Genomic DNA, 23,920 nt, shown 5'->3' on the forward strand with positions numbered 1-23,920 from the left:
CACATGTTCAACGAAAGTGGGGTGGCCGTGAACGCGCGTGAAGTGGTCGAGCGGGTACTGGAGACGAGCCTGTCGGCGGATGTGGAGCGGTTCGTGGAGTTGATGGCTCCCGACGGGGTCATCGAGTGGCCCTACCGCCCCGAGGGCGTCCCAGAGACGCTCAGCGGGCGGGACGAGATCCGCGCGTTCATGGCGACGGGTGGGCGGCTGATCACGTTCGAGACGCACGTGGATGTGGTGATCCACGAGACGGCCGATCCCGAGGTGGTCATCGTCGAATACACCGTCCACGGTCACGTCGCCGCCACCGGGGCGCCGTTCACCCAGCGGGTCATCGCCGTGATCCGGGTGCGTGACGGATTTATCGTGCACTATCGCGACTACATCAACCCGCTGCCGCTGATGGCGGTGCTGGGCTCGTAAGGGCGCGCCCAGCCCCAGAACGTGTCAGTAGCCGCGGCGCAGGGTGCGGCGCATGTTGCGGTGCTCGTCGCGGAGCTGCCTGCGCATGTTGCGCCATTCGTCGCCGTGCAGCATGCGCCAGTGCTCGCGCCAGGCGGACAGGCCGCGCTGGAGCGGCTGTGCGCGGGAGTCGCCGATCACCTTGACGTCGCCCATCACCGCGTACGCGTGCACCCGGATGACCGGCGCGTTCGTGCCCGGCGCCGCCTCCAGGACGTCGACCCGCTTGTCGCCCATGACGGCCATGCCGTCGAGGTCCACGTTCACGCCGTCGGGGACGATGATCTTCACGTCGCCCATCACCGAGACGGCCATGATGTCGACCACGTTCGTACGGACCTCGGCCTCGCGCAGGTCGAGCAGCACGTCGCCCATCACGGCGACCGCGCCCAGCTCCTGGTCGATCCGCCAGCTGCCGCGCCGCTTGGAGTCGCCCATGATGCCGACGAACCAGCGCCGCTTGCGCACAGGCTGTTCCTGGTGGGCCGGGGGCATAGGCGCGGCACCGGAGGCGGGCAGGTCCTGGACGAGCATGGCCAGCTCGGCGTGGGTGGTGGCGGTATAGGCGGCCTCCGTACGGTCGGTCAGCTCGACGAGTGTCAGCCGCCCGTCGACCGAGGCGACGCGGAGGCGCTCCACGACAGCTTCCCGCTCGGCGTCCGAGGCCCTTACCTCACCAGGGTCAGTCATACTCGCAACATATCGCGTTTCAGGATGATCTGGCTCCTCCCGCGGGAGGAAGAGTCATACCTCTAACAGCTGAGGCGGATGGCGGGCTGCGACCGATGGGTCAGGCCCCGACAACGCGGTTCTCAAACCACGGTCCGACCGGCTCGCCGGACGGACGCGGCATCGGCTTCCACCAGATCGCTTCCCGACCTCGGCCGGCAGGCGACGAGGCTACGCTGATGTCCGTTTTACTCAAGCAAACACAGAGAGCCGAAGACGCTAGGGTCCAAGTCATGCATGAGGAACAGCTCTACCGGGCCGCGTTGAACGGCGAGTCGGAGAAGGTGAGCGAGTTGCTCGCCGGTGGCACCGACCCCAACCAGGCCAGTGCGGGCGAGGAAGGCGGGCTGCCGCTCTGCGCGGCCGCCGCCTGGGACCGGGCCGAGGTCGCGGGCATACTGCTGGCCGCCGGTGCCGAGGTGAACGGGCGGGAGGACGGCGGCTGGACCGCGCTGCTCTGGGCCGCGGCCAAGGGGCACGCCGAGACGGCCGAGTCGCTCATCGAGGCCGGGGCCGAGGTCGACGCCGCCAACGACGACGGTGACACCCCGCTCTCACTGGCGGCCAGGCGCGGCGCCCTGGGCGTGGTGCGGCTGCTGCTGGACAGCGGAGCCGACGCCGGCAAGTACGACGGAGACGGCGACAGCCCGCTCGACATCGCGATCGACTGGGTGGGGGTGCATCTGGAGACCGCGCTGCTCGACCAGATCGGCCAGGACGACTGGGAGTACGTCGTGGCGCGCCAGTTCGCCAAGGACGGCACCGAGCTCGTCACCGTGGCCGGGCGCTCCCCCGACGGCGAGCAGACCGAGCAGGTGCAGGCGCAGCGCGGGCACGCCGCCATCGCGACGCTGCTGGAGGACGCCACGGGCGTCTACACGGCGGCCGACCAGCTCGTGGCGCGGGCCCTGGCGCACCGCGACACCGACGAGGACGCCGAGACGTGGTGGATCGTCGCCGACTCGCTGGGCAAGCGGGCCGACGACGAGACGTACGAGGTGCTGGCCGGGCTGTGCGTGAGTGAGGACGCCAGGGAGCGGGAGTTCGGGGTCGACGCGATCGCCCAGTTCGGGTTCGCCGACGACGCCAAACCCTACCTGGAGCAGACGCTGCCGCTGCTGCAGAAGATGGCCACCACCGAGGGCAACCCGCAGGTGCTCCGTTCGGTGCTGGCGGCGCTCGGCCATCAGGGCGACCCCCGGGGGCTGCCGCAGGTGCTCGGCATCATCGGCCGTCCGGACCACCGGCGCACCATGACCGACGCGATCGCGCTGGCCGACGTGCTGCCGCCGGACCACGAGGAGGGGCTGGAGCTGCTGATCGGCATGACGCGGGACGACGAGGCGGAGGTCCGCGACTGGGCCACGGCGGGGCTGGCCTCGCTCAAGGCCGACACGCCGCAGATCCGCGAGGCGCTCGCCGACCGGCTCGACGACGCCGACTTCCGTACGGTGGCGGAGGCCACGCGCGGGCTCGCCGAGCGGGGCGACGCGCGGGCCGAACAGGGCGCCAAGCGGGTGCTGGCGGAGAGCGACGACGAGTACGCCAGGGATCTGGTGAGCCAGGCTCAGTCCCAGTCCTGACCGCACGCTCCGCGGGAGACACAGGCGCCGCGACGCCGGCCCGCGTCAGGGGCCGGAGAGGGCCGGGGCGGTGTTGAGGACGTCGTGGGCCAGGGCGAGGTCGCCCTCGAGGTCGGCGGGGAACGACCCAGGGTCGCCCCGCCCGCCCAGCAGGAAGCAGAACTCCACCACGTCCGCCGTGATGTGCGCGTCCGGGGCGCCGCCGCCGGCGGCGTCCGCCACGCCCAGCGGCACGTGCCACTCGCCGCCCCCTGGCCCGGTCAGCGTGAGCAGGAGCGTGCGCCCGCTGCCGTCCAGACCGGACAGGAGCATCGTCCACGGCAGCAGCCGCGCGCACAGGTCGGCCGTGGGGTGGATGTGCTCCGGGATCGGGTGTGGCAGCCGCAGGCTGGCGGTGCGGGCGGCGTCGTCGGCGTGTACCCACGTCTCCAGGCATCTGGCCAGCACCTGGTCGGACACCGGCGCGTCGAGGCCGTCGACGCTCGCGACGGTGCCGGGGGCGAGGTCGGCCAGGTGGCGGCAGAGGGCGTCGGCCTGGGCCCGCCAGTCGCGCCTGGTCTGTTCCGGGCTGCGGGCCCGCTCGTAGTTCTGGACGTCGGCGGTACGGCCCAGCGAGTCGGTCGCGCCGATGGCCGGGCCCAGGACGGGGGCGCCGACCGAGGCCGCCAGCAGGCCGTCCTTGGCGGCGAGGTGGGCGACGAGTTCCTGAAGCGTCCAGCCCTCGACGATGACCCGTGACCAGTCGTCCTCACCGGCGGAGGCGAGCAGCGCGTCCATGGCGGCGACCCGCCCCGCGTACGGCTCAGCCCAGGGCGCGGTGGGAGCGGCGGGCCTGCGGCGGGCCCTGGCCCCGGCGAGGAGCTGGGGTCGCAGAGACCGTTCCGGTACGGCCGGGTCCTCCATCAGCGCGTCCAGGTAAAGACGCTCGACGGGCTCCATCACACCTCTTCCTCTGCCAGCGCGTCGGCCAGACGACGCAACGCCAGCCGGATCCGCGACTTGACCGTGCCCTCGGGCACGCCCAGTTCCTCGCCCACCTGGCGGTATGTCCTACCACCGTAGTAGGCCAGTTCGACCGCTTCCCGCAGGCTCTCGGGCAGCGCGGTCACCGCCTGCCGTACCCGTTTGGCCTCGTCGGCCGCGAGCACGTTGTCCTCCAGCCTGGCGGGCTCCGGCTCGTAGAGCCGGGGACCCAGCGTGGAGACCCGCCTGCGCTCCTCGGCCCGCACGTGGTCGACCGCGCGGCGGTGCGCGATCGTGGCGAGCCACGCGCGCAGCGTGCCACGCTCCGGGTCGTAGGCCAGCGGCCGTTCCCAGAAGACCAGGAACACCTCCTGCGTGATGTCCTCGGCGATCACACGGTCCCTGGTGACCCGCAGGGCGAGACCGAAGATCAGCGAGGAGAGCCGATCGTAGACCTCCCCGAGCGCGGCCTCGTCGCCGCCGACCACCCGCTGATGCAGCAGGCGGTCGTCGTACGGTGCCTCCACTGGCACCACACTCCCGTGATCCGGACCAAGGCGGCGGGTGCGCCGCGACCCGAGCATGTCATTATTCGCCGGAAAAGTGCACACGGATGACCGAGCCGCAGAACTTTGTCGAGCTCGCGATAGGGTCGGAACCCCACGACCAGAGGGAGCAACCGATATGGCCACCACTCGCACCGCCACCACTCAGTGGAAGGGCGCGCTGCTCGACGGGTCGGGCACGGTGTCGCTCGACACCTCGGGTGTCGGCACGTTCGAGGTCTCCTGGGCTTCCAGGGCCGAGGCGGCGAACGGCAAGACCTCGCCCGAGGAGCTCATCGCGGCCGCCCACTCCTCCTGCTTCTCGATGGCGCTCTCGCACGGCCTGGCCGGCGCCGGCACGCCGCCGGAGTCGCTGCAGACCAGCGCGGACGTGACGTTCCAGCCGGGTGAGGGCATCACCGGAATCGTCCTCACCGTGAAGGGACACGTGCCCGGGATCACGGCCGAGCAATTCCAGGAGGCCGCGGAAACCGCGAAGGCCAATTGCCCGGTGAGTAAGGCGTTGACGGGCACGACGATCAGCCTCAACGCCGAACTCCTCTAGCGGGACCGCGATCGCGTGCGACAATTGGGTCACATGCGCGAAGTCTGGCCGGGAGAGCCCTATCCACTTGGCGGCACCTGGGACGGCGTGGGCACCAGTTTTGCGGTGTTCTCCGAGGTGGCCGAGCGAGTTGAGCTATGCCTTTTTCACGATGACGGCTCCGAAGAACGGGTGGATCTGCCGGAAGTCGATGGATTCGTCTGGCATGGCTACCTGCCGGGCATCGCGCCAGGACAACGTTATGGATATCGGGTGCACGGCCCGTACGAGCCGTCGCAGGGGCACCGGTGCAATCCGGCGAAACTGCTCCTCGATCCCTATGCCAAGGCGATCGACGGTGATCTGACGTGGAATGAGGCATTGTTCCCGTATCACTTCACCGACCCGACCCGGCTCAACACGGCCGACAGCGCCCCCTTTATGCCGAAAAATGTGGTCGTCAACCCGTTCTTCGAGTGGGGAAACGACCGGCCGCCGCACATCCCGTACCACGAGACCGTGATCTACGAGGCCCACGTGCGGGGGCTCACCATGCGCCACCCGGCGGTGCCTGAGGAGCAGCGCGGCACGTACGCGGGCGTGGGGCACCCGGCGATCATCGACCACCTGCTCTCGCTCGGCGTGACGGCGGTCGAGCTGATGCCGGTGCACCACTACATGCCCGAGCACTTCCTGGTGGCGCGGGGGCTGACCAACTACTGGGGCTACAACACGATGGCCTACCTGGCCCCCCACGGCCGCTACAGCAGCTCGGGCACGCGGGGCGAGCAGGTGCTGGAGTTCAAGGCCATGGTGCGGGCGCTGCACGAGGCGGGCATCGAGGTCATCCTCGACGTGGTCTACAACCACACGGCCGAGGGCGACCACATGGGGCCCACACTGGGGTTCAGGGGGATCGACAACGCGGCCTACTACCGGCTGCACGACGGTGACCGCCGCTACTACCTCGACTACACCGGCTGCGGCAACTCGCTGAACGTCCGGTCGCCGCACGCGCTCCAGCTCATCATGGACTCGCTGCGTTACTGGGTGCTGGAGATGCACGTCGACGGGTTCCGGTTCGACCTGGCGGCGGCGCTGGCGCGGGAGCTGCACGACGTCGACCGGCTGAGCGCCTTCTTCGACCTGATCCAGCAGGATCCGGTGATCTCGCAGGTCAAACTGATCGCGGAGCCGTGGGATGTCGGCCCCGGCGGCTACCAAGTCGGAAATTTCCCGCCTTTGTGGACGGAGTGGAACGGGAAATATCGCGACATAGTGCGAGATTTCTGGCGGGGCACGCACTCGGCGCTGCCCGAGTTCGCCTCCCGCCTGACCGGCTCCGCCGACCTCTACGCCTCCTCCGGCCGCCGGCCCGTCGCCTCCATCAACTTCGTGACCTGCCACGACGGCTTCACCCTCACGGACCTGGTGTCGTACGACCGCAAGCACAACGAGGCCAACAGCGAGAACAACCGCGACGGCACCGACGACAACCGCTCCTGGAACTGCGGCGCCGAGGGGCCCGTCGAGGACCCCGAGATCGTCCGGCTCCGCCTCCGCCAGCGCCGCAACTTCCTGACGACGCTGTTCCTGTCACAAGGCGTGCCGATGCTCTCCCATGGGGACGAGCTGGGCCGCACGCAGCGGGGCAACAACAACGGCTACTGCCAGGACAACGAGCTCGCCTGGATCGACTGGTCGCAGCTCCACACCGAGTCGGAGATGCTGGACTTCGTCCGTGAGCTGTCGCGGCTGCGGCGCGAGCACCCGGTCTTCCAGCGCCGCCGCTTCTTCCACGGGCGCCACCCGGATGACGGCAAGCGCGACCTGGTGTGGCTCACGCCCGGCGGCACGGAGATGACGGCCGGCGACTGGCACATCGGCTACGCCAAGTCGCTGATGGTCTACCTCAACGGCGAGGCGATCACCGAGCCGGGGACGCGCGGCGAACGGATCGTGGACGACTCCTTCCTGCTGCTGATCAACGCCCACCATGAGGACATGACGTTCACCTTGCCGGGCGCGGAGTTCGGCGACCACTGGCTGCCCATCCTCAACACCGACGACAAGGGCGTCAGCGATGGCGAGCGTCCGTTCTCCGCTGAGGTGCTTGTGACCTCCCGCAGCATGCAGGTGCTTCATCGGCCGCGCTGAGTACGAACATTCTGGTTTTACGGCCGGCACGGTGGGCCCCACCCGCCATACGTGGTCGGCCTCTGTCCAGGGGGACGCTCCTGCGGTTCACGTGGCTGGGCGCCGTGACGAGACGGTGAGACCGGGGCCTTCCCGGTCCGCCTGCCTCACGGGCCGGTAGACGTTCAGGGGCGGCGGGCCTTCCCGGTCCGCCTGCCTCACGCGCCTGGAGACGCTCAGGGGCGGCGGGCCTTCCCGGTCCGCCTGCCTCACGCGCCGGGAGACGTTCGGACGGGCGAGCGTGCTCACGGCGAGCCGGCCTTTGCGGCTCGGCCGCCCCATCCCGGCCGGTAACCGTTCAGAGGTGGCCGGCCAGGCTTGCGGTGAGTAGGACCAGGACGAAGGTCGCCACGCCTGCCAGGCCATGCAGGAGCACCGCCAGGAGGGGGAAGCGGCGTTCGGCGCCTCGGGCGTGGCGGCCTGTGCCCAGCCAGCGGGTGAACATCGTGAAGCCCAGCAGGGCCGCCACCGCCAGCACCCCGAACGCCGTCCAGGCCAGCAGGCGGCTGCCCGTGATCAGGAAGGCCATCCAGCAGGTCAGCGCCGACAGCGCCAGCACCGGGTGAGAGAAGATCAGCGTCACCGGGAAGCGCGTGACCTTCGCCGCCTGTTGCCGCAGGCCGCCGCCCGACAGCCAGAGGTAGAGCAGGTAGATCCCCACGAGCGCGGTGAACAGCCATGTCACGGCAGTGATCAGCCCCATTGGGCCTCCCTCGCGTGCCCGATCCCCAAGTGCCCCGATCCCCATGTACCTGCCGCCACGTTATGCGCATCACGCTACGTGCGTCCCTCGATACAGCAAAGTGCTATCTCTGCTGTCGAAGGCCCCTACATCGGCTCGTTGTCGGAGGCGTGTGCCAAGGTGGAGGAGTGCGTCGCATCCATCCCGACATTCAAGACGAGCCAGACATCGAGCAGGCTTATGCCTATCCCGTGGGGCAGCCATGGCTGCGCCTCAACATGGTCGCCAGCACCGACGGGGCCGCCTGGCTGAAGGGGCTGTCGGGCGGGCTGTCCAGCGAGGGCGACCGGCGGATCTTCCGGGTCCTGCGCGGGATGTCCGACGTGGTCATGGCGGGCGCCGCGACCGTGCGCACCGAGGGCTACGGGGCGGTCAAGCCGCGCGAATCATGGCGGACGCTGCGGGAGGGCAGGCCGCCGGCCCCGCCGCTCGCGGTGGTCACCCGCCGGCTCGACCTCGATCTGGGCAGCCCGCTGTTCGTCGGGGCCGCCAGCCGGACGATCGTCATCACCTGCGAGGCCGCGCCCGCCGAGCGCCGCGCCGACGCTTCCCGGGTGGCCGACGTCGTGGTTGCGGGCGGCGACGCGGTCGACATGTCGGTGGCGGTGCGCGAGCTGCACGAGCGCGGTCTGACGCGGATCCTGTGCGAGGGCGGCCCCCGGCTCAACGGGCAGCTCGCGGCGGCCGACCTGATCGACGAGCTCTGCCTGTCGATCAGCCCGCTGCTGGTCGGGGGCGGGGCCGCGCGGATTCTGAACGGCGAGGCATCACAGGTCGAGCTGCGGCTCAGCCAGGTGCTGGAGGAGGAGGGGGTCCTCTTCTGCAAGTACACGAGGGAGTCAACGACATGACCGAGCCCACCCAGCCGCCCGTCGAGGCCGACATCCCGGTTCCGGTCGCCGAAGAGCCGGAGCCGGTGCCCAATCTGCCGGTCCGGCCGCCTGTGGCGCCGATGCTGGCCAAGCCGGTCAAGAAGATGCCCGAGCAGGACGGCACGCTGTTCTACGAGCCGAAGTGGGACGGGTTCCGGTGCATCGTGTTCCGCGACGGTGACGAGGTCTATCTGGGCAGCCGCAACGAGCGGCCGTTCACCCGCTACTTCCCCGAGCTGGTCGAGGCGGTCAGGGCGGAGTTGCCGGACAGGTGCGTGGTCGACGGCGAGATCGTGCTGCCGCAGGGCTCACAACTCGACTTCGACGCGCTGCAGCAGCGCATCCATCCGGCGGCGTCGCGGGTCACGATGCTGTCCGAGCGGACTCCCGCGTCGTTCGTGGCGTTCGACCTGCTGGCGCTGGGCGACGAGTCGCTGATGGAGGCGCCGTTCAGCGAGCGGCGGGCCCGGCTGGAGCAGATCTTCCCGGAGAAGGGCAGGTCCATCCGGCTGACGCCGGTCACGACCATCACCGAGCAGGCGTCCGAATGGTTTGAGATGTTCGAGGGCGCGGGACTCGACGGCATCATCGTCAAGCCCGGCGACCAGCCGTACATCCCGGACAAGCGCACGATGCTCAAGGTCAAGCATGAGCGCACCGCCGACGTGGTGGTGGCCGGTTACCGGGAGCACAAGACGGGGCCGATCGTGGGCTCGATCCTGCTCGGCCTCTACGGCGACGACGGCCGGCTGCATCATGTGGGCGTGGCGGCGTCGTTCCCGATGGCGCGCCGGGCCGAGCTGGTCGAGGAGCTCAAGCCGTACATCGCCGAGCTGGGCGAGCATCCGTGGGGCCACTGGGCCGAGCAGGCGGCGGCCACCGTCGGGCAGCCGGCGGCCGGGCCCGCGACGGGCGGGCAGCGGGTGCCGGGCGCGGTGTCGCGCTGGAACGCCAAGAAGGACCTGTCGTTCATCCCGCTCCGGCCGGAGCTGGTGATCGAGGTGGCCTATGACCAGATGGAGGGCGATCGGTTCCGGCATACCGCGCAGTGGCGGCGGTGGCGGCCGGACCGCACGCCAGAATCGTGCACGTACGAGCAGTTGGAGAGACCGGTCTCGTACAACCTCGACGACATCCTTGCTCGATAGCCCCTTAACCCGTTATATCTCGACATATGAGTACCGGTGATGAGTTACGGGCGGCGGTGGGCGCCCGTCGCGATCTTGGGCCCGATTATGAGGACGCGATAGTCGAATCCTTCCTCGAGAAGATGGGGCAGGAGGTCGACCGGCGAGTCGACGAACGGCTCGCCGCTCTGGGGCCCAAGGGGAAGAACAAGGACGTTGCCAAGCGGCAGGGGCCGAGCGACGGTCAGCGGCTGGCGCTGGCGATCGTGTCGCTCGCCCTGGGCACCGTCGTGACTCTGGCCGTGATCTTCGGCGGCAAGGAGATGTGGGTCATCGCACCGATCTGGATCGGGGTCGTCATGCTCAACGGGATCTTCGGCAACCGTAACTGACCGCGACACCCACCGCCGGAGCGGGAACGCCAGATCAGCCGGAGTCAGGCGAGCCAGATCGGCTGGGGTCGAGCCGAGCCGGGGCCGCTCGGTCGGCCCGGCCGGGTCAGGCGAGCCGATCCGCGCGGTCAAGCCCAGCCGGGATCAGGCGAGCCAGATCAGCTGGGCTCAAGGCGAGCCGGATCCGCCCGGTCAGGCCCGGTCGGGTCAGGCGAGCCAGATCAGGCCGGCGAAGCGGCCGCCTGGCTGTTCGCGGCGGTGGGAGTAGAGCTCCTGGGACTCGATCGTGCACCGGGCGTCGTGCCGTACGTCGGCGACGCCCGCTGTGCGCAACTGGGCCTCGATGCCTGCCCGGAGGTCCAGTGCGGGTGTGTCCCATGAGGTGGTCGACCAGGTCGCCGGCACCCGGGACGCGACCCGTTCGCGCAGCTCGGCGGGCACCTCATAGCAGCGGCCGCACGCTCCGGGCCCGATCAGTGCCACCATCCGCCCGGGCGCCGCGCCCTTGGCCGTCATCGCCTCGACCAGGGCGGTGGCGATGGCCGCTTCGGTGCCGGGACGGCCGGAGTGGGCGGCGGCGACCATGCCCGCGACCGGGTCGGCGACGAGCACGGCCGGGCAGTCGGCGCCGAGTGAGGCGAGCGCCAGCCGGGGCTCGGTGGTGAAGACGCCGTCGAGCGGTGGCGCGTCGTCGCCGAACGGTTCGCTGACGTACGCTACGTCGGCGCTGTGGACCTGCCGCATGAACACGACGGCCCGCACACCCAGCTCGGCCGCGACACCCGCCCGGTTGGCGCGCACCGCGTCGGGGTCGTCGCCGACGAGGCCGCCGAGATTGCGCGACGCGTACGGCGGAGCGCTCACTCCCCCGTGGCGGTCGGTGATGGTGACGTGCACTCCGGGGGCGAGCTCCATGCCTCCGATTTTAGGGCCGCCCGCCATCCTGCCCGCCCTGGGGATGGGCGGGGGCCCACTGGTCCCGGGTCCCGGGTAGCGGGTAGCGGGTAGCGGGCCCCGGGCTGGCTGGTCCACGCACCCTGGCCGCGCCTGCGGATGGCTCCATCCTGCCTCGCGCCTCGCCGTGCCTCGCGCCTCGCCGTGCCTCGCGCCTCGCCGTGCCTCGCGCCTCGCCGTGCCTCGCGCCTCGCCGTGCCTTGTGCCTTTTGTTCTGCCTGGTGTGGGCTCTAGCTGGTGGCGCGCCAGGACAGGGACAGGCCGGTGGCGGCGCGTTCGGTGCGGATCTCCATCATGGTGCCCAGGATGGTGGCATGGTCGGACACCACGGGAACGGCGTCGGGCGTATAGGTGATCCGGGTGCTGACGAGTACAGGGCTGCCCTCGGGCTCGTGGAGGCGGCGGGCGGCGGCAGGGTCGAGCAGGCCGGGCCGGACCACTTCGGACGCCCGGGCGACCGCCACTCCCGCGTCGGCGAGGGCCGTGTAGAGGGAGACGGCCGTGAAGTCGCGGTCGCGGATCTGGTCGGCCACCGGCCGGCGGACCCAGGACACCTGGTGAACGGCGGGACGGCCGGCGAACTCGCGGACCCGCTCCAGCCGCAGGGCGGTGTCGCCGGGCCGCAGCCGCAGCTCCGCGGCGATCGGGGCCGGGGCCCGGCGCATCGTCCGCCCGGCCACCACGGTGCGCACGTCGTGGCCCTGTTCGCGCAGATCGTCGGCCAGGCTGCGGAGCGAGCCGAGCTGGTACGCCAGGTGGGGCGGGGCCACATACGTGCCCCTGCCGGGCCGCTGCACGATCAGCTTCTCGTCGCTGAGCTCCCGCAGCGCCTGGCGCAGCGTCATGAGGGTCACCCCGTAGGAGGCGCTCAGCTCCCGCTGCGGGGGCAGGGCCTCGCCGGGGGCGTAGTGTCCCGACCGGATCTTCGCGGCGAGGTCGGCGGCGATGGCGCGGTATCTCGCCTCGTACCCGGCGTCGGGGGTCATCGTGGTCGGTCACACTCCTGGTCGAGGGCTTGCCGCAGGGTCGCGAGGAAGGCCCGCAGGTCGTCCGGCCCCGCCCCGTCGAGCACCCGCCGCATGACCGCGGCGCCGACCACCACGCCGTCGGCGTGCCGGCGGGCTTCGCGTGCCTGGTCCGGGGTGGAAATGCCAAATCCTAGCAAGACCGGCCGGTCGGTGCCCCGTCTGATCCGCGCGGTGAGCTCCGCCGCCGAGGCGGCGAGGGCGGTTCGCTCGCCGGTGGTGCCCATCAGCGACACCGCGTAGACGAATCCGCGGCTGCGGCGCGAGATCTCCGCCAGCCTCGGCTCCGGCGTCGCCGGCGAGGCCAGCAGGGCCAGCTCGATCCCGGCGGTGGCGGCCACCTCCGTCAGCTCGTCCGCCTCGTGCACCGGCAGGTCGGGCACGATCAGACCGCTGACGCCGGCCCGGCGCAGCGCGGCGCAGAACGCCTCGCCCCCGTCGTGCAGCACCAGGTTGTAGTAGGTGCTGACGACCAACGGCACGCCCAGGTCCGGGATCCCGGCCAGGTCGGCGAGGATCCGGCGGGTGCTCGCCCCTCGGGCCAGCGCCGTCTCACTGGCCTGCTGAATGGTGACGCCGTCCAGCGTGGGGTCGGAGAAGGGCAGGCCGAGCTCGATCGCGTCCGCGCCGGCGGCGGCGAACGCCCGCAGGTAGTCCGTCCAGCCGGGCGTGATCCCCCCGGTGACGTACGGCATGAGCAGGCCGCGGCCCGTGTCGCGGCGGGCACGCAGGTGGCGTTCGACCACGCCCGGGGTCAGGGTGGGGGTCGTCATAGCAGCTCCTTCAGCGTGGGGTTCGTCACAGCAGCTCCTTCAGCGTGGAGATGTCCTTGTCGCCTCGCCCGGACAGCGTCATCAGGACCGTCGATCCGGCGGGCAGCTCGCCGTCGTCCGCGGCCCGGATCACCCAGGCCAGGGCGTGCGCCGATTCGAGCGCCGGGACGATGCCCTCGGTGCGCGCCAGCCGTATCGCCGCGCCGATCGCCTCGTCGTCGGTCACCGTGACGTACCGGGCCCGGCCCAGGTCGCGCAGGTGGGCGTGTTCCGGGCCGACCCCCGGGTAGTCGAGCCCGGCGGCGATGGAGTGCGCCTCGGTGATCTGCCCGTCGCCGTCCTGCAGGAACAGCGAGCGGCAGCCGTGCAGGACGCCCAGCCGGCCGCGGGACGCCCCGGCGCCGCCCTCCGCCTCCACGCCGACCAGGCGCGCCGGGGTGTCGGCGAATCCGGCGAACGTGCCGGCCGCGTTGGAGCCGCCGCCCACGCACGCGACGACGTGGTCCGGCACGCCGGTACGCAGCTCGGCGGCGAACTGCCCGCGGGCCTCGTCGCCGATGACCCGCTGGAACTCCCTGACCATCCACGGGTACGGATCCGGCCCGACGACCGAGCCGACGCAGTAGTGGGAGTCGCCGGTGACGCCCACCCAGTGCCGCATGGCCTCGCTGGTCGCGTCCTTGAGCGTACGGCTGCCCGTGGTCACCGGGACCACCTCGGCGCCCAGCATGCGCATCCGGAAGACGTTCAACGCCTGCCGCTCGATGTCGCGTTCGCCCATGAACACCGTGGCCTCCAGCCCGAGCAGCGCGGCGGCGGTCGCGGTGGCCACGCCGTGCTGGCCCGCCCCCGTCTCGGCGATCAGCCTGCGTCGTCCCATCCGCGCGGCGAGCAGGGCTTGGCCCAGCACGTTGTTGATCTTGTGTGATCCGGTGTGGGTGAGGTCCTCGCGCTTGAGGTACAGCCGCACGCCCAGCGCCTCCGACAGCCGCCGGGCCGGCGTGAGCGGGGTCGGACGGCCGGCGTGCAGGGCGAGCAGCTCCGCCAGGGCGCCGCGGAAGCCCGGATCCGCCCACGCCTCCCTGAACACCTCCTCCACCTCGCGGCACGCCTCCACCAGCGACTCCGGCGCGTACCGCCCGCCGTATTCGCCGAACCGGCCCCGCGCCCGGGGCTCGCCCATCATCCCCATCGATGCGTCTCGCATCCCACACTCACCTCGTTCTATAACTCTGCGGAGAGTTCTATAACAGCGAGTGTGACACGGGCGGCGCGAGCGCGCCACCCCTGGGCGTACCAAAGTGCCCCTGGCCTGGGGCTCAGGGGCACGTGGGTTGGTTTGGCTGCGTTATGGGCTGGAGTGGGCCGGTTCCTTGGGGGTCTCGGCCAGGGGCGGTGTGTCGGTGCGGCCCGCGCGGCGGGTCCGGATCTTCTCCTTGCGGCTCTCGACCATGGTGTAGAGGGTCGGGACCAGGACGAGGGTGAGCAGGGTGGAGCTGATCAGGCCGCCGATGACGACGATGGCGAGGGGTTTGGAGATGAATCCGCCGCCGCCGGTGATGCCCAGGGCCATCGGCAGCAGGGCGAAGATCGTGGCCAGTGCGGTCATCAGGATGGGGCGCAGCCGGTTGCGGCCGCCTTCGACGACCGCCTCGTACAGCGGCATGCCCTGGCGGCGGTACTGGTTGATCAGGTCGAGCAGCACGATGGCGTTGGTGACGACGATGCCGACCAGCATCAGCAGGCCGATCATGGCGGCCAGTCCGAGTGAGGTGTCGGTGATGAGCAGCAGGCCGATCGCGCCGGTGGCGGCGAACGGGATCGACACCAGGAGCAGCAGCGGCTGGATGAGGCTGCGGAAGGTGGCGACCATGACGAAGAACACCAGCGCGATGGCCGCCACCAGGGCCAGGCCGAGGCTGGCGAATGCTTCGTCCTGGTCGGCGCTGGCGCCGCCGACGGAGTAGGTGGCGCCGGCCGGCAGGGTCAGCTTGGCGAGCCGGGTCTCCAGGTCCGCGCTGACGGCGCCGAGGTTGGCGCCGGTGCTCTTGCCGGAGACGGTGACGGTGCGGTCCCCGTCGATGCGGGTGACCGATACGGGCCCGTTGACCTGCTTGACCTCGGCGACGTCGGCGAGGTCCACCTTTCCGGGCAGATCGAGTTTGCGTAGCTCGGCGAGGGAGACGGGGGCGTCGCCGGTGTGTATGAGAACGTCGGCGGTGGTGCCGTCGAAGGTGAGCTGGGTCACGGTGCTGTCGCGGAACGCCTGGGACACCGTCTGGCCGATGACCGCCTCGGACAGGTCGTGCTTGGCGGCCTTCTTGCGATCGACGGTGACGTCGACGCGGGGCGCGGTGTCGGCCAGGCTGCTGGTCGTCTCGGTGACGCCGGGCATCGCCGCCATGGTCTGCTGGACGACTCGCGCCGCGTCGCTCAGCGTGTCCTGCTCACTGGCGTGGACCAGGACCTCGAGCTTGTCGCCGCCGAACCCGCCGCTCTCGCCGATGCTGATCTGGCCCGCGTCGGTCAGCTTGCCCAGCCGGTCGCGCAGGGTGTTCTCCACGGCCGCGGTGTCGCTGCCCTCGCGCAGGGTGAGCGAGTAACTGGCGCGGGCCGTGCCTCCGCCGCCGCCTCCGCCGGGACGCCCGCCGCCGAACCCGACGCCGCTCGCGCCCCCTACGGTGACCTGGTACGACTGGATGTCGTCGAGGCCGGTCAGGATCTTCTCGACCTCCTTGGCCTTCGCGTCGGCCGAGGCCAGGGACGTGCCGGCGGGCAGGTTCTGGGTGACGTTGACCGTGTTCTGGCCCGCGTTGTCGATGAAGCTGGTCTGCAGGCTGGGGACCAGGGCGAGAGTGCCGATGAGGATCGCCAGGGCGCCGGCGACCGTGGTGAGCCGGTGCCGGGTGGCGAAGCGGATCACCGGGACGTAGGCGCGCTGGAGCAGGCTGCGGCGCTCCTTCTCCTCGGCCTTGTCGCGGTCGCCGTTCTTGGGCGGCTTGAGGAACCAGTAGCTCAGCACCGGCACCACGGTCAGCGACACCACCAGGGAGGCGATCAGGGCCACGGTGACGGTGATGGAGAACGGGCCGAACAACTCGCCGACGAAACCGCCGACGAAGGCGATCGGCAGGAACACCGCGACGGTGGTGAGGGTGGAGGCGGTGACAGCGCCCGCGACCTCGCGTACGCCGTTCTCGATCGCCTGCCGTTTGCGTTCGCCGTAGGACAGGTGGCGTTTGATGTTCTCCAGGACCACGATCGAGTCGTCGACGACGCGGCCGATCGCGATGGTCAGCGCGCCGAGGGTGAGCATGTTCAGGGAGTAGTCCTTGACCCACAGCCCGATCAACGCGATCAGCACCGACAGCGGGATGGAGACCACGGTCACCAGCGTGGAGCGTACCGAGACCAGGAAGACCAGGATGACCAGCACGGCCATGGCCAGGCCCAGCAGGCCCTCGGTGGTCAGGCTCTCGATCGACTTCTCCACCTGCGGCGCCTGGTCGTAGACGATGGTGAGCGCTGTGCCCGTGCCGAGCGCGGTGGCCAGGGCGGGCAGTTTGGCGCGTACGTCCTCCGAGATCGACACCGCGTTGCCGTCGGGCTTCATGGTGATCGAGATGCCCAGGCTGGGCTTGCCGTCGGTACGGGTGAGCGTGGCCGCCTCGGCCAGCCCGAGCTTCACGGTGGCCACGTCGCCCAGCCGTACCGGCTTCGGCTTCGCGGGGGCCTTCTGGGCCTGCGGCGCGCCCGGACGCTGACCCTGAGCTGTGGGCTGGGCCGGGGACGTCTGGGCGGGGGACGCCTGCGTCTGGGCGGCGGGGGTCAGGTAGAGGTCCTTGAGGTCCTCGATCGAGGCGTACCGGGCGCCGACCTGGACGCTCAGGGTGGTGTCCGACTTGGTGAGGGTACCGGCCGGAATCGGCTGGCCCGCGTTCTGGATGGCGGTGGAGATCGCGCCGGTGTCCAGCCCGTGTTCCTTCAGCTCATCGTCGTCGGGGGTGATGGTGATGACCTGATCCCGGGTACCGGTGACCGAGGCCTCCTTCACCCCCTCGATGCCGGTGAGCGCCGGCACCACCTGGGTGTCCAGCCGCTCGGCGAGCCGCTGCTGGGAGCCGTCGGAGGCGGCGGCGAGCTGGATGACCGGCAGGTCGTCGGTGCTGCCCACGACCACCTGCGGATCCACCCCGTCAGGCAGCCGGCCGGACAGTCCGCTGACCACCTGCTGGATCTTGCTCTGCGCGTCGTCGATGTCGGTGCCGAAGTCGAAGGCCACCTGGATCGTCGCGCTGGCCTCCCGCGAGGTCGAGTTCACGCCGGTGACGCCGGCGACCCCGCGTACCCCCTCCTCCAGCGGTACCGTGACCCGGTCCTCGACGATCTCCGGGGCAGCACCGGCGTACGTCGCCACGACCGACACTTGCGGAAACGACAGCGAGGGCAAGAGCTGCTGCTGCAACGCCGGGGTTATGTAGGCACCGAACGCGACCACCACGATCGTGATGAGCGCGATGAGTCCCCGATTCGCGAGGCTCAATCTAGCCAAAAAAGACATCTTTCCACTTCTCTTCAGCTGGGTGTCAGACCGCACAGCGCGCAGGAACGAAAGAGCCGGAGGCGCCGGCTGCCGCACCACGGGTGAGCAGCGTGGTCCACTCGGAGCGCGGCATCGTCGTGGTACTTACTCAAGACTCGTGGCCTCATCCCAGGAGAACGTCACCCTGGAGGAGGGTCTTGGTCTGCGGCGATCGCGGTAGACGGAGGGGCGGGCTACCGCGCCCGCGGTTCCCGGCCGATCAGCGAGCCTGGGGGCGGATCAGGCCGGTCTCGTAGGCGATGATCACCAGTTGGGCGCGGTCGTGCGCCTTCAGCTTGATCATCGCCCGGTTGACATGCGTCTTGGCGGTCATCCGGCTGATCCCCAGCAGGTCGGCGATCTCGTCGTTGGTACGCCCGCAGGCCACCAGGATCATCACCTCCCTTTCCCGCTCGGTCAGCACGGCCAAGTCGTCCGGCACGTGTTCGGCCGATGCACCGGGGCTGGCCAGGAAGCGGGTGATCAGTCCTCTGGTCGCCGACGGCGACAGCAGCGCCTCGCCCCTGGCCACCACCCGGATGGCCTCCTGCAACTCGCCGGCCTCCACGCTCTTGCCGAGGAACCCGCTGGCGCCCGCCCGCAGCGCGGCGAAGACGTACTCGTCGATCTCGAACGTGGTCAGGACCAGCACCCGGATCCCGGCCATGGCCTTGTCGGAGGTGATCTCACTCGTCGCGGCGAGACCGTCCATTCCGGGCATGCGGATGTCCATCAGCACCACGTCGGCCATGGTCTCCCGCGCCAGCCGTACGGCGTCATGACCGTCGGCGGCCTCGCCGACCACCTCCAGGTCGGGCGCCGAGTCGACCAGCACCCGGAAGCCGGCGCGGACCAGCGCCTGGTCGTCGGCCAGCACCACTTTGATCGTCACGGGCTGTTCTTCCTCGGGGTGGGGAGCACGGCGCGTACCCGGAACCCACCGTCTTCCACGGGCCCGGCGACGAAGGTCCCGCCGACCGACCGGGCCCGCTCCCGCATGCCGATCAGCCCGTGACCGGTCCCGGAGGAGATCCCACCCGGATCGCTCTCACCGTCATCGGCCACGTCGACGACCACCGCGTCGGAGGCGTAGTCGATCCGCACGGTCGCGGTCGCCCGGGGCGCGTGCTTGCTCACGTTGGTCAGGGCCTCCTGGACGATCCGGAAGGCGGCGAGGCCCACAGGAGCGGGCAGCGGCCTGGGGTCTCCGTAGATCAGCCAGCCGAGCTTCAGCCCGGCGCCGGTGAACGAGTCGACCAGATCAGGCAGCCGATCCAGGCTGGGGGCGGGTTCGGTCAGAAGTTCGTCGCGGCTGCCCGGACGGCGCAGCAGCCCCACCGTGGTCCGCAGTTCGTCCAGCGCCTCCTTGCCCGCGTGCCGGACGTGGCCCAGCGCCGTGCGGGCCTGGTCGGGTTCGGTCGCCAGCAGGTGGGCGGCGACCTGCGCCTGCACGTTGATCAGCGCGATGTGGTGGGCGAGAACGTCGTGCAGTTCGCGGGCGATGTGCAGGCGTTCCTCCATCACCCGGCGTTCGGCCTCCTCCTCACGCGTCTCCTCGGCCCGGCGCGCCCGCTCCTCGATGGCGGCCACATAAGCCCGGCGGCTGCGCACCGCGTCCCCGATGGCGGCGGCCATGCCGATGAACGCGATCGGGCCCAGCACCTCGGGCGCCAGCAAGGTGCTCCCGGCGAACACGACCCTGGCCGCGGTGACCACCAACGCGACGAGCCCTCCGTAGACCCACACGTGCCGGCGCGGGTTGCGCGAGGCCACGGTGTAGACCGCCATCCCCAGCCCCAGCTCCAACGGGCTGCGCCCGCCGGCGACCACGAGGTAGGCCACGAACCCGGTGATCGCGACGGCGAGAACGACGCGCGGCCACCGGCGCCGGAAGACCAGCGCCCCGCAGACCACCGTCGCCAGCGCGATGTCGTACGAGGTGAGGGGCTGCACCTGGCCGCGCCACATCGCCCCCGGCGGCTGGGGCCCGCCCGGCGTCAGCAACGTGACCACGTACAGGAACACGGCCAGGGTCATGTCCGCCACAAAGGGTCGTGAACGGAGTTCCTGTCTCAGCCAGGTCAGCGGACGCACCCCTACACGTTAGGTCTGAGCTGGGCGCATTCCCTCATCCGGTGGTACCGACCCGCGCTACTGCGACCGCGGTACGCGGGCCGGGGGTCGGCAGTCGGGTCCCTAGCCCGTACGAGGCAAGCAAGCATATGCTTGGCCTCGTGGCTGACTATCGCAATCTCATCGGCGGCAAGCTCGTCCCGGCCGCCGACGGCAAGACCATGAACTCCGTCAATCCGGCCACCGGCGAGGTATGGACCACCATCCCGGCCAGCGGCCCCAAGGACGCCGAGGCGGCCGTGGCGGCGGCTCAGGAGGCGTTCCCCCACTGGTCGGCCATGCCGGCGCTGGGCAGGGCGTACTTCCTGCGCAAGGTGTCCGAGCTGTTCGCCCAGCACGCCGAGGAACTGGCCCGGCTGGAGACGCGCGACAACGGCAGGATCCTGCGCGACACCCTGAAGAAGGACCTTCCGGGCATGTCCCATCTGTGGCAGCTCGCCGCGGGCCAATGCCTCGACGCGGTCAAGGGCGACACCGTCATCCTGGGGCCCGATGCCCTGGGTATGACGCGTCGTGAGCCGTACGGCGTGGCCGTGTGCATCATCCCGTGGAACTCCCCCATCTCGACGTTCTCCGCGAAGGCGGCATTCGCCCTCGCGGCCGGCAACACGGTCATCGTCAAGCCCGCCGAGCAGGCGAGCGTGTCGGTGTTGCGGCTGGGTGAGCTGCTCGCGGAGGTGTTCCCGCCCGGGGTGCTGAACATCGTCAGCGGCATGGGCGAGGACGTGGGTGACGCTCTGGTGCGGCATCGGGGCGTCGGCAAGATCAGCCTCACCGGCTCGACGGTCACCGGTCAGGCCATCACTCGCGCCTCCGCCGACTCGCTCAAGCCGATGACCTTCGAGCTGGGCGGCAAGTCGCCAAATATCGTCTTTCCTGATGCTGATCTGGAGGCAGCGGCCCAGGGCATCACCGTGAACTCCATTTTCACCGGCAACGCCGGGCAGGTCTGTGTGGCCGGGTCGCGGATCCTGATCCATCGGTCCATCTGGGATGAGGTGCTGGAGCGTACCCAGCGGATCGCGGAGAGCCTCATCCTGGACGAACCGCTCGACCTGGCGACCACGATGGGGCCGATCGTGTCGGCCGGCCAGTACGAACGCGTCGTGTCCTACCTGGAGGTGGCCGAGAAGGAGGGCGCCGAACTGGTGTTCGGCGGCCGGACGGGCGCCGAGGTGGTGCCGCATCTACCGGGCGGGTACTGGGTCTCCCCCACCCTCTACACGACCGGCGACAACGGGCTGCGCATCTGCCAGGAGGAGATCTTCGGGCCCGTGGCGGTGGCGATCCCGTTCGACACGGACGAGGAGGCGCTGGCGATCGCCAACGACTCGCCGTACGGGCTGGCGGCCGGGCTGTGGACGCGTGACCTGGGCCGCGCCCACAGGTTCATCCGCGATCTGCGGAGCGGGACCGTCTGGGTGAACACCTTCCGGCAGATGCCGCCGGGGCTGCCGTTCGGCGGCGTGAAGGACAGCGGCTACGGGCACGACTCGGTCCTCGCGTACACCCGGGAAAAGGCGGCCATCATCCAGATTTAGTTAGATAGATTCCCCTCATGAGCGAGGGGATCAACGAAAAGCCGGAGCTTTCCGAGGCTGCCGCACAGTCTCGCGCCTCGGTGCTGCGCAGCCGGGCCGAGTCGTACATCGCGCTGTCGAGACACGACGCCGCCATCGCCGATCTTACGGAGTCGATCGCGCTCGTACCGGACAATGCCCGAGCCTGGCGGCTGCGGGGCGAGAGCCATCGCATCATCGAACGCTACGAGGCCGCGCTGTCCGACTTCGACGAGGCGCTGCGGCTGGAGCCGGACAGCGGGTACGCCCTGGGCTCGCGCGGCCAGACGTACGCCGCGCTCGGCCGTCTGGAGGAGGCCATGGCCGACTTCGAGCACGCGCTGACCCTGACGCCCGAGTCGCTGTGGATCCTGGAGGCCAAGGCGGACGCCCTGGCCGATCTCGACCGCCTGGACGAGGCGCTGGAGGAGCACGCGAAGATCATCGCCCTGAACGAGCAGATCGCGTACTCGTGGCTGGCCAGAGGCGACCTCTACCAGCGCATGCACCTGTACTCCGAGGCCATCGACGACTACACCCGCGCGCTGGAGGTGGACCCCGAGTACGTACGGGCGTTCAGCAGGCGCGGCGAGGCCCTGCGCATGATCGACCGCTACGACGAAGCCCTGTCCGACCTGAACCGGGCCATCGAGCTCGACCCGGAGAACGACCGCGCGCTGGGCAGCCGTGGCGCGGTCCTCAGCGAGATGGGCGACAACGAGGCGGCGGTGCGGGACCTGGACCGGGCGATCGAGCTGGACGAGGACTACACCTGGGCGTACCGGGTGCGCGGGGAGGTCCTGCAGGAGATGGAGCGGCACGAGGAGGCGGTGGCCGACTTCACCCGGGCGCTGGAGCTGGAGTTCGGCGACTCCTGAGTCAGCCGTTCCGCTCACGAGCCGGACAGGTGCAGGGCGAGCTGGGTGCGGTCGCGTAGTCCGAGTTTGCGCAGCATGCTCGACACGTGGTTCTTCACCGTGCCCTCGGTGATGAACAGCCGGGCAGCTATCTCCCGGTTCGTCGCGCCCACCGCGATCATCCCGGCCACCTCGAGCTCCCGGCTCGACAGCAGCTCCTGACCGCGAAAGGAGCTCACCGGGCCGCGCGGCCACCCGCGCAGCTCGGCCACGAGCCGGGCGGCCACCGGCCCATCGAGCACGGTCTCGCCCTCGTACGCCTTGCGGATCCCGTCGATCAGCTCCTCGGGAGAGCAGTCCTTCAGCAGGTACCCGCGGGCTCCGGCACGCAGCGCGCCGAAGATGTAGGCGTCCTCCTCGAAGGTGCTGAGCACCAGCGCGGCGACGCGCGGGTGCTCGGCGGCGAGCCGGGCGGTCAGCTCGACCCCGTCCATCCGCGGCATCCTGGCGTCGACGAGCACCACGTCGGGCGCGCAGCGCGGCACGGCGGCCAGCGCCTCCCAGCCGTCGGCGGCCTCGCCCGCCACCTCGATCCCGTCCTCGATCTCCAGCAGCTTGCGCAGTCCGCGGCGCATGAGTGCCTGGTCGTCCACGAGGAGCACGCGGATCATGGCCGGGCCACCGGCACCTCGGCCCGCAGCTCGAACCCGCCGTCCCGCGCGTTGGCCGCCCGGAAGCTGCCGCCGATGGCCCGCACCCGCTCGGCCAGCGAGGACAGGCCGAACCCGGCCGTGTCCACCGTGCCCTTACCGTCATCACCGATCACCAGCACCACCCGATCCTCGCCGAAATCCAGGCGGGCGCGCACCTGGCGGGCCTCGGCGTGCCGCAGCGCGTTGGTGAACCCCTCCTGGAGCACGCGGTAGAGGACCAGCTCGGAGTCGGGGTCGATGCGGCGTTCGATCCCGTCGACGGTGAAGCTGACCTCGACCCCGGCGCCCTCGAAGGAGCGGGCCAGCCGGCCGAGCGCGGTGCTGCCGACCTGGCCGTCCAGGGCGAGGGGACGCAGCGCGCGCACCCACCGCCGCGCCTCGGCCAGCGCCCGGACGGTCATCTCCTTGGCCTGGCGCACTTCCTCCCAGATCAGGTCCGGATGCCGTTCACGGTAGCGCTCGGCGTTCTCCAGGTTCACCTTGATCACGGTGAGCTGGTGCCCGATCGAGTCGTGCATGTCCCTGGCCATCCGGGCGCGTTCCTCGGCCACCGCCAGCTCCCTGATCCGCTCGATCAGGCGCTGCGCCGCCTCACGCTGCCGCCTGGCTTCGAGCAGGGCGGAGGTCATGGCCAGGGAGGAAACGGCGAGCAGCGTCACCGGTACCAACTGATTGAGCAGTTGGAGCCAGCTCACGTCGAACACCAGCGGGAGGGGCACGCCCACGAAGAGCAGGTAGATCACTGTGATCACAATGGCGGTGCGCATGGCGTACACGAAGGCGAGGTTCACTATCGCGGCGAACATCAGCGCGATATGCCATCCGCCCAGGACCTGGCCGATGAACGTGGCCGTCACCAGCAGCGCCGGCGCGGCCAACTTGCGCAACGTGCTCGCGGCGGGGCTCCACGGCATGATCAGCCACAGCGCCCCCACCAGCGCCAGCATGCCGGAGAAGAGTGCGAGGCGCGGCCATTCGCCGGTGGTGCCGACACCGGCGACCAGGAGCGTCGCGAACAACACCCAGAACACCACCGAGAGCAGAACAGGCCGGTCCGGGTCGCGAAGCATCACATCTGCGGACCCTACGCGGATGCCGACCTCCGGGGCATCCCCCCAGCGACACGGTACTTCGGTCATGTCCGGATCTATCCCGCGCTCGATGTGCGC

General features: G+C 70.5%; 22 protein-coding genes. 9 read left to right on the forward strand and 13 right to left on the reverse strand.

Annotated features, from left to right (window positions below; genetic code table 11):
• The first annotated feature begins 3 nt into the window (after positions 1-3).
• Positions 4-423, forward strand: a complete 420-nt coding sequence (locus KME78_RS21600; RefSeq protein ID WP_219530935.1) for a nuclear transport factor 2 family protein — start codon at positions 4-6, stop codon at positions 421-423.
• Between the two features lie 24 nt (positions 424-447).
• Here the strand turns inward: KME78_RS21600 and KME78_RS21605 are convergent, their stop codons facing one another.
• Complete coding sequence (locus tag KME78_RS21605) at positions 448-1,152, reverse strand: DUF1707 SHOCT-like domain-containing protein (RefSeq protein WP_219530936.1); 705 nt, start codon at positions 1,150-1,152, stop codon at positions 448-450.
• A gap of 272 nt (positions 1,153-1,424) precedes the next feature.
• On the opposite strand from KME78_RS21605, the gene KME78_RS21610 reads away from it, so the two are divergent.
• A complete protein-coding gene (locus KME78_RS21610; RefSeq protein WP_246651564.1) occupies positions 1,425-2,774 on the forward strand; it encodes an ankyrin repeat domain-containing protein in 1,350 nt (449 codons plus the stop codon).
• A 45-nt stretch (positions 2,775-2,819) separates the two neighbouring features.
• On the opposite strand, the gene KME78_RS21615 is transcribed toward KME78_RS21610, so the two are convergent.
• Together KME78_RS21615 and KME78_RS21620 are read right to left on the reverse strand one after the other, a co-directional pair.
• Complete coding sequence (locus KME78_RS21615) at positions 2,820-3,713, reverse strand: maleylpyruvate isomerase family mycothiol-dependent enzyme (RefSeq protein ID WP_246651599.1); 894 nt, start codon at positions 3,711-3,713, stop codon at positions 2,820-2,822.
• On the reverse strand, positions 3,713-4,270 hold the full coding sequence (locus tag KME78_RS21620; protein WP_219530938.1) for a sigma-70 family RNA polymerase sigma factor: 558 nt from the start codon (positions 4,268-4,270) through the stop codon (positions 3,713-3,715). The genes KME78_RS21615 and KME78_RS21620 overlap by 1 nt, the downstream gene beginning before the upstream one ends.
• A 151-nt stretch (positions 4,271-4,421) precedes the next feature.
• Here KME78_RS21620 and KME78_RS21625 point away from each other — a divergent pair, with 151 nt between their 5' ends.
• Positions 4,422-4,847 carry an OsmC family peroxiredoxin gene (locus KME78_RS21625; RefSeq protein ID WP_219530939.1) on the forward strand — a complete coding sequence of 142 codons (426 nt, stop codon included), beginning with the start codon at positions 4,422-4,424 and terminating at the stop codon, positions 4,845-4,847.
• 33 nt (positions 4,848-4,880) lie between these two features.
• Positions 4,881-6,983, forward strand: a complete 2,103-nt coding sequence (glgX, locus tag KME78_RS21630; protein WP_219530940.1) for a glycogen debranching protein GlgX — start codon at positions 4,881-4,883, stop codon at positions 6,981-6,983.
• Between the two features lie 337 nt (positions 6,984-7,320).
• On the opposite strand, the gene KME78_RS21635 is transcribed toward glgX, so the two are convergent.
• Complete coding sequence (locus KME78_RS21635) at positions 7,321-7,725, reverse strand: hypothetical protein (protein ID WP_219530941.1); 405 nt, start codon at positions 7,723-7,725, stop codon at positions 7,321-7,323.
• A 167-nt stretch (positions 7,726-7,892) separates the two neighbouring features.
• Here KME78_RS21635 and KME78_RS21640 point away from each other — a divergent pair, with 167 nt between their 5' ends.
• Genes KME78_RS21640 through KME78_RS21650 form a run of 3 tightly spaced genes read left to right on the forward strand, consistent with a single transcriptional unit; the run spans position 7,893 to position 10,155 of the window.
• On the forward strand, positions 7,893-8,615 hold the full coding sequence (locus KME78_RS21640) for a pyrimidine reductase family protein (protein ID WP_219530942.1): 723 nt from the start codon (positions 7,893-7,895) through the stop codon (positions 8,613-8,615).
• The gene (locus tag KME78_RS21645; RefSeq protein WP_219530943.1) at positions 8,612-9,784 is read left to right on the forward strand and encodes an ATP-dependent DNA ligase; all 1,173 of its coding nucleotides are present in this window, start codon (positions 8,612-8,614) and stop codon (positions 9,782-9,784) included. Before KME78_RS21640 ends, KME78_RS21645 begins: the two co-directional genes overlap by 4 nt.
• Before the next feature lie 26 nt (positions 9,785-9,810).
• On the forward strand, positions 9,811-10,155 hold the full coding sequence (locus KME78_RS21650; protein WP_219530944.1) for a hypothetical protein: 345 nt from the start codon (positions 9,811-9,813) through the stop codon (positions 10,153-10,155).
• Positions 10,156-10,362: 207 nt separating this feature from the next.
• On the opposite strand, the gene pgeF is transcribed toward KME78_RS21650, so the two are convergent.
• From pgeF to KME78_RS21685, 7 genes are all read right to left on the reverse strand, one after another.
• Positions 10,363-11,070 (reverse strand): peptidoglycan editing factor PgeF, encoded by a 708-nt coding sequence (gene pgeF, locus KME78_RS21655; RefSeq protein ID WP_219530945.1) that lies wholly within the window; start codon positions 11,068-11,070, stop codon positions 10,363-10,365.
• 269 nt (positions 11,071-11,339) lie between these two features.
• Positions 11,340-12,095, reverse strand: a complete 756-nt coding sequence (locus KME78_RS21660) for a GntR family transcriptional regulator (RefSeq protein ID WP_219530946.1) — start codon at positions 12,093-12,095, stop codon at positions 11,340-11,342.
• Entirely contained in the window at positions 12,092-12,907 is an 816-nt protein-coding gene (gene trpA / locus KME78_RS21665; RefSeq protein WP_219530947.1) for a tryptophan synthase subunit alpha, read from the reverse strand. The genes KME78_RS21660 and trpA overlap by 4 nt, the downstream gene beginning before the upstream one ends.
• A gap of 25 nt (positions 12,908-12,932) precedes the next feature.
• Positions 12,933-14,114, reverse strand: a complete 1,182-nt coding sequence (gene trpB / locus KME78_RS21670) for a tryptophan synthase subunit beta (protein WP_219530948.1) — start codon at positions 14,112-14,114, stop codon at positions 12,933-12,935.
• A 141-nt stretch (positions 14,115-14,255) separates the two neighbouring features.
• Positions 14,256-17,468 (reverse strand): efflux RND transporter permease subunit, encoded by a 3,213-nt coding sequence (locus tag KME78_RS21675; RefSeq protein ID WP_219530949.1) that lies wholly within the window; start codon positions 17,466-17,468, stop codon positions 14,256-14,258.
• Positions 17,469-17,709: 241 nt separating this feature from the next.
• Positions 17,710-18,381: a response regulator transcription factor gene (locus tag KME78_RS21680; protein ID WP_219530950.1), complete on the reverse strand. Its 672-nt coding sequence runs from the start codon at positions 18,379-18,381 to the stop codon at positions 17,710-17,712.
• Entirely contained in the window at positions 18,378-19,583 is a 1,206-nt protein-coding gene (locus KME78_RS21685; RefSeq protein ID WP_443687413.1) for a sensor histidine kinase, read from the reverse strand. The genes KME78_RS21680 and KME78_RS21685 overlap by 4 nt, the downstream gene beginning before the upstream one ends.
• A 140-nt stretch (positions 19,584-19,723) precedes the next feature.
• On the opposite strand from KME78_RS21685, the gene KME78_RS21690 reads away from it, so the two are divergent.
• Both KME78_RS21690 and KME78_RS21695 read left to right on the forward strand, forming a co-directional pair.
• Positions 19,724-21,163 (forward strand): aldehyde dehydrogenase family protein, encoded by a 1,440-nt coding sequence (locus KME78_RS21690; RefSeq protein ID WP_219530952.1) that lies wholly within the window; start codon positions 19,724-19,726, stop codon positions 21,161-21,163.
• A gap of 17 nt (positions 21,164-21,180) precedes the next feature.
• On the forward strand, positions 21,181-22,059 hold the full coding sequence (locus KME78_RS21695) for a tetratricopeptide repeat protein (protein WP_219530953.1): 879 nt from the start codon (positions 21,181-21,183) through the stop codon (positions 22,057-22,059).
• 14 nt (positions 22,060-22,073) lie between these two features.
• Here KME78_RS21695 and KME78_RS21700 read toward each other — a convergent pair whose 3' ends face one another.
• Positions 22,074-22,709, reverse strand: a complete 636-nt coding sequence (locus tag KME78_RS21700) for a response regulator (protein ID WP_219530954.1) — start codon at positions 22,707-22,709, stop codon at positions 22,074-22,076.
• Positions 22,706-23,821, reverse strand: a complete 1,116-nt coding sequence (locus KME78_RS21705) for a sensor histidine kinase (RefSeq protein ID WP_246651603.1) — start codon at positions 23,819-23,821, stop codon at positions 22,706-22,708. Before KME78_RS21705 ends, KME78_RS21700 begins: the two co-directional genes overlap by 4 nt.
• Positions 23,822-23,920 lie beyond the last annotated feature (99 nt).

The organism is Nonomuraea guangzhouensis, assembly GCF_019396345.1.
Classification (GTDB): domain Bacteria; phylum Actinomycetota; class Actinomycetes; order Streptosporangiales; family Streptosporangiaceae; genus Nonomuraea; species Nonomuraea guangzhouensis.

Bases quoted from the DNA above. Each gene is read 5' to 3' on its own strand.
- KME78_RS21600 (WP_219530935.1), top strand. From the start codon at position 4: ATGTTCAACGAAAGTGGGGTGGCCGTGAACGCGCGTGAAGTGGTCGAG.
- KME78_RS21605 (WP_219530936.1), bottom strand. From the start codon at position 1,152: ATGACTGACCCTGGTGAGGTAAGGGCCTCGGACGCCGAGCGGGAAGCT.
- KME78_RS21610 (WP_246651564.1), top strand. From the start codon at position 1,425: ATGCATGAGGAACAGCTCTACCGGGCCGCGTTGAACGGCGAGTCGGAG.
- KME78_RS21615 (WP_246651599.1), bottom strand. From the start codon at position 3,713: ATGGAGCCCGTCGAGCGTCTTTACCTGGACGCGCTGATGGAGGACCCG.
- KME78_RS21625 (WP_219530939.1), top strand. From the start codon at position 4,422: ATGGCCACCACTCGCACCGCCACCACTCAGTGGAAGGGCGCGCTGCTC.
- glgX (WP_219530940.1), top strand. From the start codon at position 4,881: ATGCGCGAAGTCTGGCCGGGAGAGCCCTATCCACTTGGCGGCACCTGG.
- KME78_RS21635 (WP_219530941.1), bottom strand. From the start codon at position 7,725: ATGGGGCTGATCACTGCCGTGACATGGCTGTTCACCGCGCTCGTGGGG.
- KME78_RS21645 (WP_219530943.1), top strand. From the start codon at position 8,612: ATGACCGAGCCCACCCAGCCGCCCGTCGAGGCCGACATCCCGGTTCCG.
- KME78_RS21650 (WP_219530944.1), top strand. From the start codon at position 9,811: ATGAGTACCGGTGATGAGTTACGGGCGGCGGTGGGCGCCCGTCGCGAT.
- pgeF (WP_219530945.1), bottom strand. From the start codon at position 11,070: ATGGAGCTCGCCCCCGGAGTGCACGTCACCATCACCGACCGCCACGGG.
- KME78_RS21660 (WP_219530946.1), bottom strand. From the start codon at position 12,095: ATGACCCCCGACGCCGGGTACGAGGCGAGATACCGCGCCATCGCCGCC.
- trpA (WP_219530947.1), bottom strand. From the start codon at position 12,907: ATGACGACCCCCACCCTGACCCCGGGCGTGGTCGAACGCCACCTGCGT.
- trpB (WP_219530948.1), bottom strand. From the start codon at position 14,114: ATGCGAGACGCATCGATGGGGATGATGGGCGAGCCCCGGGCGCGGGGC.
- KME78_RS21675 (WP_219530949.1), bottom strand. From the start codon at position 17,468: ATGTCTTTTTTGGCTAGATTGAGCCTCGCGAATCGGGGACTCATCGCG.
- KME78_RS21695 (WP_219530953.1), top strand. From the start codon at position 21,181: ATGAGCGAGGGGATCAACGAAAAGCCGGAGCTTTCCGAGGCTGCCGCA.
- KME78_RS21700 (WP_219530954.1), bottom strand. From the start codon at position 22,709: ATGATCCGCGTGCTCCTCGTGGACGACCAGGCACTCATGCGCCGCGGA.
- KME78_RS21705 (WP_246651603.1), bottom strand. From the start codon at position 23,821: ATGCTTCGCGACCCGGACCGGCCTGTTCTGCTCTCGGTGGTGTTCTGG.